The sequence below is a fragment of the Nocardioides bruguierae genome (assembly GCF_023656415.1).
In the GTDB taxonomy this organism is placed as follows: Bacteria; Actinomycetota; Actinomycetes; order Propionibacteriales; family Nocardioidaceae; genus Nocardioides; species Nocardioides bruguierae.
The window spans coordinates 1-12844 of sequence record NZ_JAMOIL010000039.1; the positions used below are offsets into that span (position 1 = coordinate 1).

At 72.7% G+C, this 12844-nt stretch carries 13 protein-coding genes and 1 rRNA gene; 1 reads left to right on the plus strand and 13 read right to left on the minus strand.

Annotated elements, in window-relative coordinates:
* The first annotated feature begins 7 nt into the window (after positions 1-7).
* A 5S ribosomal RNA gene (rrf, locus tag M8330_RS19850) occupies positions 8-124 on the plus strand.
* A 440-nt stretch (positions 125-564) separates the two neighbouring features.
* On the opposite strand, the gene M8330_RS19855 is transcribed toward rrf, so the two are convergent.
* The 13 genes from M8330_RS19855 to M8330_RS19915 form a co-directional block, all read right to left on the minus strand.
* Positions 565-873 (minus strand): hypothetical protein, encoded by a 309-nt coding sequence (locus M8330_RS19855; RefSeq protein ID WP_250828755.1) that lies wholly within the window; start codon positions 871-873, stop codon positions 565-567.
* Entirely contained in the window at positions 870-2927 is a 2058-nt protein-coding gene (flhA, locus tag M8330_RS19860) for a flagellar biosynthesis protein FlhA (protein ID WP_250828756.1), read from the minus strand. Before flhA ends, M8330_RS19855 begins: the two co-directional genes overlap by 4 nt.
* 145 nt (positions 2928-3072) lie before the next feature.
* Positions 3073-4233 carry an EscU/YscU/HrcU family type III secretion system export apparatus switch protein gene (locus M8330_RS19865; RefSeq protein ID WP_250828757.1) on the minus strand — a complete coding sequence of 387 codons (1161 nt, stop codon included), beginning with the start codon at positions 4231-4233 and terminating at the stop codon, positions 3073-3075.
* A gap of 7 nt (positions 4234-4240) precedes the next feature.
* A complete protein-coding gene (locus M8330_RS19870) occupies positions 4241-5008 on the minus strand; it encodes a flagellar biosynthetic protein FliR (RefSeq protein ID WP_250057733.1) in 768 nt (255 codons plus the stop codon).
* 27 nt (positions 5009-5035) lie between these two features.
* Positions 5036-5305, minus strand: coding sequence for a flagellar biosynthetic protein FliQ (locus M8330_RS19875; RefSeq protein ID WP_250057734.1), 270 nt, complete (start codon positions 5303-5305; stop codon positions 5036-5038).
* A 140-nt stretch (positions 5306-5445) separates the two neighbouring features.
* A complete protein-coding gene (fliP, locus tag M8330_RS19880) occupies positions 5446-6402 on the minus strand; it encodes a flagellar type III secretion system pore protein FliP (RefSeq protein ID WP_250828758.1) in 957 nt (318 codons plus the stop codon).
* A complete protein-coding gene (locus M8330_RS22205; protein WP_284704994.1) occupies positions 6399-7766 on the minus strand; it encodes a flagellar biosynthetic protein FliO in 1368 nt (455 codons plus the stop codon). The genes fliP and M8330_RS22205 overlap by 4 nt, the downstream gene beginning before the upstream one ends.
* 1 nt (position 7767) lies before the next feature.
* Entirely contained in the window at positions 7768-8760 is a 993-nt protein-coding gene (fliN, locus tag M8330_RS19890; protein ID WP_250057737.1) for a flagellar motor switch protein FliN, read from the minus strand.
* Complete coding sequence (locus M8330_RS19895; protein ID WP_250057738.1) at positions 8757-9752, minus strand: flagellar motor switch protein FliM; 996 nt, start codon at positions 9750-9752, stop codon at positions 8757-8759. Before M8330_RS19895 ends, fliN begins: the two co-directional genes overlap by 4 nt.
* Before the next feature lie 288 nt (positions 9753-10040).
* Positions 10041-10511 carry a flagellar basal body-associated FliL family protein gene (locus tag M8330_RS19900; protein ID WP_250057740.1) on the minus strand — a complete coding sequence of 157 codons (471 nt, stop codon included), beginning with the start codon at positions 10509-10511 and terminating at the stop codon, positions 10041-10043.
* On the minus strand, positions 10508-11566 hold the full coding sequence (locus M8330_RS19905; RefSeq protein ID WP_250828759.1) for a flagellar motor protein MotB: 1059 nt from the start codon (positions 11564-11566) through the stop codon (positions 10508-10510). Before M8330_RS19905 ends, M8330_RS19900 begins: the two co-directional genes overlap by 4 nt.
* Positions 11567-11589: 23 nt before the next feature.
* Positions 11590-12369, minus strand: a complete 780-nt coding sequence (locus M8330_RS19910) for a motility protein A (protein WP_250828760.1) — start codon at positions 12367-12369, stop codon at positions 11590-11592.
* Positions 12366-12707 (minus strand): flagellar FlbD family protein, encoded by a 342-nt coding sequence (locus tag M8330_RS19915; RefSeq protein WP_250057743.1) that lies wholly within the window; start codon positions 12705-12707, stop codon positions 12366-12368. Before M8330_RS19915 ends, M8330_RS19910 begins: the two co-directional genes overlap by 4 nt.
* Positions 12708-12844 lie beyond the last annotated feature (137 nt).

The following is a 12844-nucleotide window of genomic DNA, read 5'->3' on the forward strand; positions in this document are numbered from 1 at the left end:
CTAGAGTTACGGCGGCCATAGCGAGAGGGAAACACCCGGTCCCATCCCGAACCCGGAAGTTAAGCCTCTCAGCGCCGATGGTACTGCAACCGCGAGGTTGTGGGAGAGTAGGACGCCGCCGGACATACACTGCAGAACGCCCGCCGGGTCGCAGCACCACCGAGTGCTCCCCGCGCGGGCGTTCCGCATTCCGGAAGCGTGATCGGCACGCGATGTCCTGAGCGGACGGGTGCGAGTCCCGTCTCGCGCGACGCGGCAGGGAGCGGCGCTTCGCTCAGTGAAAACCCGTTGTGCTGGGAGCGACCGGCTGCCTACCGTGGTCGGACACGGGAAAGGAGGTGGTCCGAGAAATGCATTCTCTCAGGACGCGTGAGGTGACTGCCCGCTAGGCAGTCGTCCATCAGGGCGGGGGCGACGACGTCGTCCGAGCTGCCGGCAATACCCGGCGGTCACCCGACCCGCAGGCGCTCCGCGAACGTCCGGCGGAGGCGGCCCTCGAGGCCACGCCTGCGGGTCGTTCCACGTCCGGAGGTGGTCTCCCGGGGAGCGTCAGGCCGGCGTGGCTCAGGCCGAGGCGTCGTCCCCGGCACCGAGCTGGGGAGCGCCCGTGCCGGGCATCCCGGGCACCTGCTGGGCGGTGTAGGTGGGTCCTTGGGCTGTCTCGGGCGTCGGGGCCGGCACCGGGCGCTGCGGCCGGGGAGCCGGCCCGACCATCGCCTCGAAGATGCTCAGCACCAACCAGCAGATGGGCACGGCGATGAGGTAGCGCGTGAGGGCGGCCTCGAGGGTGGTGTCGCCGCTCCAGGCGCCGTGGAGCGCGGGGGAGACGCACAGGGCGGCTCCTCCGAGCACCGGCGCCGACAGGAGGTTCATGCCCCGGCACCGACCTGCGCGTGGCCGTCGACGACGCCGACGGAGCGGATCTGTGCCGCGCCGGTGAGCTCGGGGTAGGCGAGCACGGGGAGGCGCTCGACCGCGGGTCGCACCATGCGGCGCACCGCTGCCCGCAGCTGCGGGGCGCACACCAGGACCGGCGTGAGGTTGGCGTTCTCGGCCTCCACGACCAGGTTGGCCAGGCCGCCGATGAGGTGGTGGGCGCTCATCGGGTCCAGGACGATCATCGGGCCCTGGTCCGTGGGTCGCAGCCCCTCGAGCATCCGCTGCTCGAACTGCGGGTCGAAGGTGATGACGTGGACGGTGCCGTCCACGACGTGCGGGGCGACCACGGCGGGCCCGAGGGCGGCCCGGGCGGACTCCACGAGGGCGTCCAGGTCCTTGGTGGTCTGCGCCCGCAGGGAGAGCGCCTCGTAGATGCGGACGAGGTCCCGGATGCCGATGCCCTCGTCGAGGAGCGACTGGAGGACGCGCTGGACCTCACCGAGGCTCAGCTGTGCCGGCGTGAGCTCGTCGACCACGTTGGGGTGGGTGCGCTTCACGACGTCCGTCAGCATCCGCACGTCCTCGCGGCCGAGCAGGCGCGAGGCGTACTGGGTGACCACGGCGGAGAGGTGCGTGGTGATGACCGACGAGCGCTCGACCACGGTGGCGCCGGAGAGCTCGGCCTGGGCGCGCAGCGTCTGCGGCACCCACTTGGCCTCGAGGCCGAAGACGGGTTCCTGGGTGGGCGTGCCCGGCAGGGAGCCGAGGAACTCGCCGATGGCCAGGACACAGCCCGGAGGCGCCTCGCCGCGGGCGACCTCCACGTCGAACAGCTTGATCGCGTACGTGTGGGCGGGCAGCTCGAGGTTGTCGCGGGTGCGCACCGGCGGGACGACGACGCCCAGCTCGGAGGCGACCTTGCGGCGCAGCGAGCGGACCCGCTGGAGCAGGTCGCCGCCGTGGCCGGCGTCCACCAGGTCGATGATGTCGGGGGCGAGCTCGAGGCCCAGGGGGTCGACCTGGATCTCGGCGGCCAGGCGCTCGGGGTGGTCGCTGGTGCTGGTCGCCTCGGCGGCGACCTCGGCGGCCGCGGCCTCGGCCTCGGCCGCCTCGGCCTGGCTGGGGACGCGCATCGAGAACAGCAGCATCGCGCCACCGGCGATGAGGAACGGGATCTTGGGCAGCCCGGGGATGAGGCACAGGGCCAGCGCGCCGAAGCCGGCGATCTGCAGCGGCATGCGACGCGCGCCCAGCTGCTTGAGGATGTCGGAGCCCATGTCCTCGTCCCCGGCGCTGCGGGTCACCACGAGGCCGGTGGCCACCGAGAGGAGCAGCGCGGGGATCTGGGAGACCAGGCCGTCGCCGACGGAGAGCAGGGAGTAGGTCGTGACGGCCTCGCCGGGGGCCATGCCGTGCTGGAGCAGGCCGACGCCCATGCCGCCGATGAGGTTGACGACCGTGATGATGATGGCCGCGATCGCGTCGCCCTTGACGAACTTCGAGGCGCCGTCCATCGCGCCGTAGAAGTCCGCCTCCGCGTGCACCTCCTGACGTCGCTTGCGGGCCGTCGCCTCGTCGATGAGGCCGGAGTTGAGGTCCGCGTCGATGGCCATCTGCTTGCCGGGCATCGCGTCGAGGGTGAAGCGCGCGCCCACCTCGGCGACGCGCTCGGCGCCCTTGGTGATGACGACGAACTGGATGATCAGCAGGATCACGAAGATGATGAGGCCGACGATCAGCGAGCCACCCACGACGAAGTGGCCGAAGGTGTCGATGACCTTGCCGGCGTAGCCGTCGAGCAGCACCAGACGCGTGGCCGAGACGTTGAGCGTCAGGCGGAAGAGCGTCATCACCAGCAGGACGGCGGGGAACGCGCTGAACTCCAGCGGCCGCGTGACGAACATGGCCGTGAGCAGGACCAGCAGGGCACCGGTGATGTTGAGGGCGATGAGCATGTCGAGCACCGCGGACGGCAGCGGGACGACCAGCATCACGACGATGAGGACGATGCCGATGGGCACGCCGAGCTTGGTGAGGTTCTTCAACATGGGGACGGGCACTCCGCGGGGTCGCTGAGGAGGTGCCGTCCCTGGCACTGGTGGCGCCGTCCCTGGCGTCGAGGTGAACATCGGCCCGCCACCCGGTCACCTGAGGCGTACCGGTGGGCGGTGTGGAGCGGTGGGTCAAGCGGGGTCAGGCGGTGGCGCGCGCGGCCCGGGCGCGGGCCCGGTCGGCGATGGCCTGGCGGCGCCTGCGCTGGGCGTCGGGCACGTCGGGCAGGTCCCCGCCACGGCGCGGGCTGTCGTGGGGGGTGGGCACCGCGCTGCGTCCCCGGCGCCCGATCACGAACGCCAGCACCTGGGCCACCGCGGCGAACAGCTCCGTGGGGATCACCATGCCGACGTCGGTCGAGCGGTACAGCGCGCGGGCCAGCGGCACGTCACGCACGATGGTCACCTCGTGCTCGGCGGCGGCCTCGCGGATGCGGGCGGCCACGACGCCCGAGCCCCGGGCGAGCACCACGGGGGCGCCCTTCTCGGGCTGGTAGCGCAGGGCGACCGCGACGTGGGTCGGGTTCACCAGGACGACGTCGGCGTCCGCGACGTCCACGATCATCCGGTTGCGGCTGGCGGCGACCTGGCGCTGGCGGATCGCGCTCTTCAGGTGGTCGCCCTCGGTGTTCTTGTGCTCCTGCTTGACCTCCTCCTTGGTCATCTTCACCTGCTTCATCGTGCGGCGGCGCGACATCAGGTAGTCGACGCCGGCCATGAGCAGGCCCGCGATCGCGACGAAGCGCAGCAGCGCGAAGATCTCGCCGGCCGCGACCTGGAGGACCACCATCGTGGGCACGAGCCCGCCGAGCAGCGGGGTCACGGACGTGACCGTGCCGTAGGCCAGCGCGCCGAGCATGGAGGTCTTGATCAGCATCTTCGCGCCCTCCCACCACGACTGGGGGCCGAAGAGCTTCTTCATCCCCTGGACGGGGTCGAACTTCTTCAGGCTCGGCTTCATCGCCTTGGTCGCGAGGAAGAAGCCGCCCTGCGCGAGGCTGGCGGCGACGCTGAGGATCATCACGCCGGTGCCCAGCGCGAGGATGGTGACGAAGACTCCGGTCACCCCGGTGACCAGCAGGTCCAGCGCGTTCTCGACCGTCGGGTCCTCCACGGCCCGCAGCGACAGCACCATGAGCTCGCGCAGGCTCTCGACCTCGCGGTCCACCAGGGCCGGCGCGGCGCCGGAGAACGCCAGCATCGTCAGCCAGCCGCCGAACTCCTGGGTCCGGGCGACCTGTCCCTCCTTGCGGGACTTCTTCTTCTTCTGCTCTGTCGGCTTCTCGGTCTTCTCCCCGCTCATCCCCGGATCACCCCCCGCCCGCGAAAGCCGACATGGCCCGCAGCGCGTGGTCGACCATGCGCTGGGTGACCTCCGGGAGGACGGGGAAGCTCAGGCCGACCAGCAGGAGCGTGAGGCCGATCTTGGCCGGGAACATCACCTGGATCGCGTTGAGCTGCGGGGCGATCTTCGTCATCAGCGCCAGGCCGAGGTCGGTGACGAGCAGGACCGCGACCATCGGCAGCGCCACCTGCACCGCGGCGGCGATGAACAGGCTGAACGCGGCGGTCACGAGCCCCACCCCGTCGTCCACCTGCGGGGCGGAGCCGAGGGGCAGCACGTCGAAGGTGCGCAGCAGGCCGCCGACGACGACCAGGTAGCCGCCGGAGACGAACAGCAGCATCGTGGCCAGCATGTTGTGGAGCTGACCGATGACGGTGGAGGAGTTCTGGCCGAGCGGGTCGAAGCCCTGGGCGAGGGCGAAGCCACCGAAGACGTCCAGGAGCGAGCCGGCGGCGGAGATGACGCTGAGCATCAGCATCGTGAGGTAGCCGAGGCCGGCGCCGATCGCGACCTGGGTGATGCCCACGACGGCGATGCTCCACAGCTCGGTGGGCACGGGGTCGTCGGCGAGCGCGGGCGCCATCACCATGGACAGGCCCAGGGCGAGCACGACCTTGGCGGTCGAGGGAAACGCGCGGGTGGCGAAGGGTGGCACCACGAACAGCCAGGCCACGACCCGCAGCGACGCCAGCAGGAACGCCAGCATGGGCGTGCCGTCGACGGTCAGGGTCATCGTGGGTCCTGGCGGGGGTGGGCGGGCTCAGCCGAGGAGGCTGGGGACCATCGCGAACAGGTCGTCGGTGAACTGGATCAGCGTCTGGAGCATCCAGTTGCCCGTGGCGACGAGCGCGCCGGCGACGGCGATGACCTTCGGCACGAAGGCGAGCGTGAACTCCTGGATCTGGGTCATCGACTGGAACAGCGAGATCGTGAAGCCGACCGACAGCGCGGTGAGCAGGATCGGGGCGGACAGCTTCAGCGCCACCTGCATGGTCATGGCGGCCAGCTGGAGCACGGCGGTGTCGGTCATCGGACTCCTCTTCCGGTGGAAGGGACGGGTGGGCAGGGGTGGGCAGGGTCGACGGGCGTCCGGTCGTGGCGGCCGGCAGCGGTGGTGACAGCAGTGGTGACAGCGGTGGGACGAGGCGGAGCGGGCTGCAGCGGCAGGCGCTAGCCGTAGCTCTGCACGAGGGCGGTGATGATGAGCGCCCACCCGTCCACGAGGACGAAGAGCAGGAGCTTGAACGGCAGCGAGACCATCACCGGCGGCATCATCATCATGCCCAGCGCCATCAGCGCCCCGGAGACCACCAGGTCGATGACCAGGAACGGGATGAAGATGATGAAGCCGATGATGAACGCGTCCTTGAGCTCGGAGAGCACGAAGGCCGGGATCAGGGTGGTGAGGGGGACGTCGGCGCGCTCGCTGGGCAGCTCGCGGCCGGCGACCCGGGTCAGGGTGGCCAGCTCCTCGTCCTCGGTGTTGTCCAGCATGAACGTGCGCAGCGGCTCGATGCCGGTGTCCCACGCCTGCTGGGCCGTGAGGTCGCCGTTCATGTAGGGCTGCACACCGGTCTCGTTCATCTGTGAGAGCACCGGCGCCATGATGAAGAGGCTGAGGAAGAGCGCCAGGCCGGCGAGGACCTGGTTGGGCGGGGTCTGCTGGAGCCCGAGCGCGTTGCGGGTCAGGCCGAGCACGACCAGGATCTTCGTGAAGCTGGTGGTGGTGAGCACGATCGCCGGCGCCAGCGACAGCAGGGTCAGGGCCACGAACAGGGCGACGGACTCGCTGGGCTTGCGGGTGAGGCCGGTGACGTCGACGCTGACGCTGCCGTCGTTCGCGGCGCCGGGGTTGATGCCGCCCGTGCCGGGGACCCCCGACAACGTGCCGGTGCTCCAGTCGAACTCGCCGCCGCCCTGGAGGGCGAGGCCTGCGTCGGTGGCCACGGGGGTGCCGGCGGCGACCGCGCCGTCGAGCACCAGGCCGGGCAGGAGCAGGGCGGCCGAGGCGACCAGCGTGGCGGCGAGGAGACCGAGCAGCCGACGGGCGCGGACGACTCGTCCGGTCCGTCCGGGCAGGCTCGCGCCGGCGCCGGTGGTGCCGGCGCCTCGGGACGGGGCGGTCACGACGCTCGCCTGGTGACCGCCTGCGCGGCCTGGCGCCACGTCTGCGGGGAGAGGACCGAGCCGGCGAGCGGCCCCTGGGGGGTCGAGGAGGCAGGCGTGGCGGAGGGACCCGGCACCGGGACACCGCCACGGGTGCGGCGGCGCTCGCGGCGGGCGGGCTTCAGGCCGGTGCCGGTGGCGGTGACGGTGGGAGCGGTCGCGGGGGCGGTCGTGGGCTCGGTGGCGCTGAGCGCGGCCGAGAGCGCGGCGATGAACTCGCCGGCCTGTGCGGTGGCGCGGGCGACCTCGTCGTCCTCGGCGGCCTCCTGGAGCGCCGTGGCGGCCTCGCGCTGCGGGGCGGTGGTCGTCCGGTCGGTACGGACCGTCGAGCCCATCCGGTCAGCCACGTCGAGGGGCGTGACGGGGCGGGCGTCGGCGACGGCGGCGCGGACGCGGGCCAGCTGGCGGGCGGCCTCGTCCTCACCGGTGGGGGGCGCCGGCGACGCCGCACGGGCCGGGGCGACGCTCGCCGTCCGGGTGGGGGCGGGGTCGGCCTGCGCGAGCGCCAGGAGCGCGTCGACGGGGGAGGGGGTGCTGCGGCGGGTGGGCGCGTCGGTGACCAGCGCCAGCGGCTCCCGGGCGGGGACCTCGGCGATCTCGGTGATCTCGGCGGGCGGGGCGGGTGCCGCGGGTGCGGTGGGCGCCACGGCCACGGTCTCGACCGGGGCCGGGGAGGAGGCAGGCGCCACCGACGCGGCGGGCACGGCGGGGGCCGGCGTCGCACGCCGGATCTCCGGGAGGCCGGCCACCTGCAGGCCGTCGACACGCTGACCGTGGCCCAGCGCGCTGGTCGAGCGCGGCAGCGGTGCGGACCAGGCGCGGTCCTCGTCCGCGACGACCGCGGGCACGGCAGCAGGAGCAGACGCGGCCGGGGCAGCAACGGCGGCGGGCGCGGCCGGGCCGGGGGCGGCAGCACCGGCAGGCGCCGCGAGGGCGTCGGCGAGGAGGGCGGCGAACGCGTCGTCCTGGACGGGGGCGTCGAGGTCGGTGCCCAGGTCGGTGCCCAGGTCGGTGCCCAGGTCGGTGCCCAGGGCGAGGTCGGTGTCCAGGTCGTCGTGCACGCCCAGGGAGGCGGGCACGGCGGACTGGTCCGTGAGCTCGGTGATGAGGTTGACCTGGTTGTCGGTGGTGCCGAGCAGCAGCGTGCGGCCGCCGACGGTGACCACGGCGAGACCGCTGCCCTTGCCGAGCTGCTGGCGGCCGATCACCTGGAGGCCGGTGTCGCGGACGCCGCGGTTGCGCTTCACCGCGACCTTGGCGACGAGGAGCATGAGGCCGACGACGACGAGCAGCGAGACGACCATGCGGATCGCGAGCTCGCCCATGTCAGACCGCCTGGGTCTGGTCGAGGATCTCGGTGACGCGCAGGCCGAAGTCCTCGTCCACGACGACGACCTCGCCGCGCGCGACGAGCCGGCCGTTGACGAGCAGGTCGGCGGGGCTGCCGGCGGCCCGGTCCAGCGCCAGGACGGTGCCGGGCGCCAGGGCGAGCAGCTCGCGGACGGGCATCCGGGTGCGACCGAGCTCGACGGTCACCTCCATCTCGACGCCGGCCAGCATGTCGATGCCGCGGCGGCCGTCGGCGATGGAGCGGACGGTGGCGACCGGGGGGAGGGAGTCGGCGACGGGCGCGGAGGGGGCGGCGACCGGGACGGGGGCTCCGGTCACGCCGGCGACCTCGGCCGGGGCGGCGGGCTGGACGCTCGACGGCGCGGCAGTCGGGGGCAGGGTCTGGGCCGCTGCCGCTGCGCCGGCCTGCGGGTCGGGCAGCGTGGACGTGGCGGCGGCCTCGGCCGCGGCCGCGACCTGGGCGGCGGCCTCGGCGGTGGCCTGGCCGGCGGTGGCGTCGGGGTCCTCCTCGACGCCCTCGGCGTCGGCGAGCACGGCGTTCGGCAGCAGCACGGCGCCGGCGATGGAGCCGCCCAGCAGGGTGACGGCGGTGTAGGGCGCCTCGCCGCAGAGGCGGTCGACGACCTCGTCCAGCTCGACGACCTCGGCGGCCTGCGCGGTGGCGCCGAGGACCTGGGCCGCGGCGTCGAGGGCCGGCTGCACGGCGGCGGCGACGTCGAGGCCGCCGCCGGGGGCGGAGCCGAGGGCGTCGGTCAGCTCGGAGCCGACCAGCAGGGCCAGGCGGCCGGTGCGGGCGCCGGCGAGGTCGGCCAGCACGGCGGCGGAGAAGACACGGGTGACGTGCTCGTTGCCCGGCTGCGGGTCGCCCGCCATCAGGGTCTCGGCGGCCGGGAGCACGGCAGCGGCGGCGGAGGCGACGGAGCCGGCCAGCTCGTCGTGGGGGCCGGTCTCGAGGGGAGCGGCGGTCATCGGTTCTCCTGCGGGGCGAAGGGACGGTTGGCGGCGGAGGCCGTGGGGCGGTTGGAGGTGGAGACGATGAGGGCGGCGAGCCTGCCGCCCTGGGCGCCGGGCGTGACGTGCGCCAGGGCCTGCTCCTCGACCGTCAGGTCCAGGGGAGCGGCGGCCGGGTGGCCGAGGCGCAGCACGTCGCCGGGGGCGAGGTCGGCCAGGAGCAGCGGGTCGACCTTGGAGGAGCGGAAGCGGACGCTGACCTCGACGGGGACGTCCTCGAAGGTGGTCCGCATCGTCCGGGCCGCCTCCTCGCGCTGGGCGCGCTCGCGGCTGGAGACCGGGGCCGGCGCGGCGGCGGAGGTCAGGTGCGGGTGGAGGCCGGCGAAGGGCAGGCAGACGGTGAAGGGGAACGGGCGCTCGTCGATCCGCAGCTCCATGGCGATCACGACCATGACCTCGGAGGCGCTGGCCGCCTGGGCGAACTGTGGGCTGTACTCCACGCCCGTGACCTGCGGGTCGACCGCGACGATCGACTCCATGGAGTAGCGCATCTCCGAGAGCAGCCGCTCGACCAGGCCGACGACGACGCCGGTCTCGATCTCGGTGAGCTCGCGCTTGGGCTGGCGGGCGGTGCCGGGGCCACCGAGCATGTGGTCCACGCAGGACATCACCGCGCCCAGCGGCAGGTTCAGCACGCCCCGGCCGGGCATCGGCTCGGTGGTGAAGATGGTCAGGTACGTCATCGCGTCCAGGGAGTCGATGTACTCCGCGTAGGAACGCTGGTCGATCGCGGTGAGCGTCACCGAGCAGACGCTGCGCAGGACCGAGGTGAAGACCGTGGTCGCCTGGCGCGTGAAGGAGTCGAAGCCCAGCTGCAGCACCCGGGAGTGCTCACGGGAGAGCTGGATGGGCTGACTGAAGTCGTAGGGGGTCGCGACGCCCGTGCGGGCGCGACGTCCGGTCCGCGACGGCGGACGGGAATCTGCGACGAGGGGCGTCGGGAGGCTCACGGGGACAACCATCGGTCCACAACCGCGTGCGTCTGAGCAAGCGTGTCTCAAGGAAACGACAAGATGCGTCGGCGTCCGTGCCCGGGCCTCCGGAGGGGGCGGCGGCCCGTGTGCCGGCACCGTCCGTGGTGCCGGGGGCCCGGGGGTGGACGACGGCTGCGTCGGCCCTCCGCGGGCGTGGGTGTGCGAGCGTCCTGCTCCCGGCACCCTGCCGGTCTGTGGCGTCTTGCCGGTGGCGGCCCTGGTGGGCGGGCCCCGGCTCGTGCTCGTGGTCTCCTCAGCGGCGGCTCACTGGTACACGAAGGTCGTGAAGTAGACGTCCATGACGTTCACGACCGCGTCCGCGTCGTCGGTGGCCTCCTCGTTGTAGAGCGACTCGACCTTGGTCAGCAGCTCCTCCTTGAGCGCGGTGCGCTCCTTCTGGCTGTCGAGGTCGTCGACGGCCTTGCCGCTGAACAGCTCGATCGTCGCGTCCAGCGCCTTGGAGCCGTCGAGGTCCTCGGCGACGTCGATGGTCTGCTGCACGGCGATGCCGATCTGCAGGTAGTGCCCGCCGGCGAGGTTGATCTGCTGCGGCTCGAGGGTCAGCACCGCGCCGGCCTCCGGCTCGGGCTCCTCCGCCGCGGCGGCGTCGGGGGCGGGCTTGAGGAACAGGAACCAGGCGGCGCCACCGGCGATCACCAGCACCAGGACGATGATGATGATCAGGGGCAGCTTGGACTTCTTCTTCGCGGGGGCGTCCTCGGCGGTCGCGGTCATCGCGCGATCTCCTTCGTGCGGGTCTGGTCGGTGTCGGCGGCCGCGGACTGCGCGGCGGCCTGGGTGTCGGTCTTGGCGGTCGTGCTCTCGGTGGTGCCCGTGGTGGTGCTCTCGGTGGTGCCCTCGGTGGTGCCCGTGCGCCGGGCTCGGCGCTCGGCGCGCGCCCGGTCGTCGACCGCCTCGGCGAGCAGCTCCTGCTCCTCGGCGGTGAGGTTCGCCAGCACCACCACGTCCACGCGCTTGTTGATCGCCTGGGAGCGGGGGAGGCTCGGGTCGAGCAGGGGCTTGGTGTGGCCGTAGCCGGCCGCGGAGAGCCGGTCCTCGCTGATCCCGAACCGCTCCTCCAGCAGCCGCAGCACCGTGATGGCGCGCGCGGAGGAGAGGTCCCAGTCCGTGGCGTAGTACCGGGGGGCGCCGGCGGCCTGGTTGGTGTGCCCGTCGACCTGGAGGGGGTCCTCGAGGCGACGCAGCACGGGGGCCATCGTCGCGACGATCTCGCGGCCCCGGGGGCTCAGGGTGGCCAGGTCGGACTCGAAGACCACGTGCTTGGAGACCAGGCTCAGCACCAGGCCGCGCTCGTCGAAGGAGGCGCGGACGTCGGCGGTGAGGCCCTCCGCGTCCAGGGCCGCGAAGATCGCGTCGCGGACCTCGGCCAGCCGGTCCACCTCGCTGCGGGCGCCGGCGAGCGCCCGGTCGTGCTCGAGCTGCTGCTCGCGGGTCAGCGCGTCGGCGACCACCTGCTGCTGGGCGGGCGGCAGGTCGCCGACGTCCATGAGCGGGGCGACCGACCGGATGGCCTGGCTGCCCGCCTCGGGCATGACGCTGCCCTGGCCGGAGAGCACCTGCGGGCTGCCGCTGCCGAAGCCGCGCGCCAGGCTGGCGGCCAGCGCGTCGAACTTCGACTGGTCGACCTGGGCCATCGCGAACAGCACCACGAACAGCACGAACAGCAGCGTGACCATGTCCGCGTAGGACACCAGCCACCGCTCGTGGTTCTCGTGCTCCTCGTGCTCCTCGTGCTTCTGGCGGCGTCCACCGCCTCCGTGCCCACTCATGGCGCTCCTCCTGGGGGTGGGTGTCAGGCGGCCTCAGCAGCGGGGGGCTGCTGGCCGGCCGGGAGCAGGGACGTGAGCTTCTGGGAGACCACGCGCGGGTTGGCGCCGGCCTGGATCGCCGCGACGCCCTCGATGGTGATCTCCATCCGCATGACCTCCAGCTCGGAGAGCCGCTTGAGGCGGTTGCCGAGGGGGAGGAAGACGACGTTGGCGCTCATGACGCCCCAGAGAGTGGCGACGAACGCGGCGGCGATGAGCGGGCCCAGGGCCTCGGGGCTCGACAGGTTCTCGAGCACGTGGACGAGGCCCATGACCGTGCCGATGATGCCGATGGTCGGGGCGTAGGCGCCGGCGTCGGCGAAGTACTTGGCCTGCTGCTTGTCGAACTTCTTCTTGGCAGTGACCTCGGCCTCGAGGATGTCGCGGACCTCCTCGGGATCGGTGCCGTCGATGGCCAGGGTGACGCCCTTGACGAGGAACTCGTCGTCCATCTCCCTGACCATGTCCTCGAGCGCCAGGAGGCCCTCGCGGCGGGCCTTCTCCGCGAGGCTGACCACGGACGGCACGACCTCGCCGGCGTTGCTGACGTTGCCGCCGGTGAACGCCTTGACGATGCCCGCGCCGAACGCCTTGGCGTCGGCGATCGTGCCGCCGGCCAGCGTGACCATGAGGGTGGTCCCCCACACCAGCAGCATCGGCGGGAGCAGGAACAGCGCCAGCGGGTTGCCGCCCTCGAGGATGTTGGAGAGGAAGACGATGATGAACCCGACGACGAACCCGATGATCATCATGGGGTCCTTCATCGGTCGTCTCCCTTCGGGCCGCCGTCGCCCTGCTCCGCGGAGTGGTCGACGACGCTGAGGCTGGGTCGGCGGTGCTCGACCACCGTGGCGAGCTGGTGGGCGCCCCGGTCGCCCTGCCCGACGGCGACGAGGTCGCCGGCCTGGAGGTGGCTGGAGAGGGCGATGATCTCGGCGCGGTAGCGGCAGATGGTCGAGATGACCTCGGCCATCGTCTCGGCGACCACGTACTTCTTGCCGTCGACCAGCGTGATCACGGTGTCGGGCGTGGAGTCGACGCGCTCGACGAGGTCGGAGTTCAGCGCGAACACGGTCCCGGAGAGGCGGGTCAGGGAGATCATGGGGAGCACCATCCTTGGGCTTGAGCGCAGCGGGCCGTCCATGGCCCGTCACTGGAGTCATTCGGCCGCCGCGTGGAGCACCTGAGCGTTCACGGGATCTTCACGACGGACGTCGGCCGGTGGGGGGGGTGAGGCGA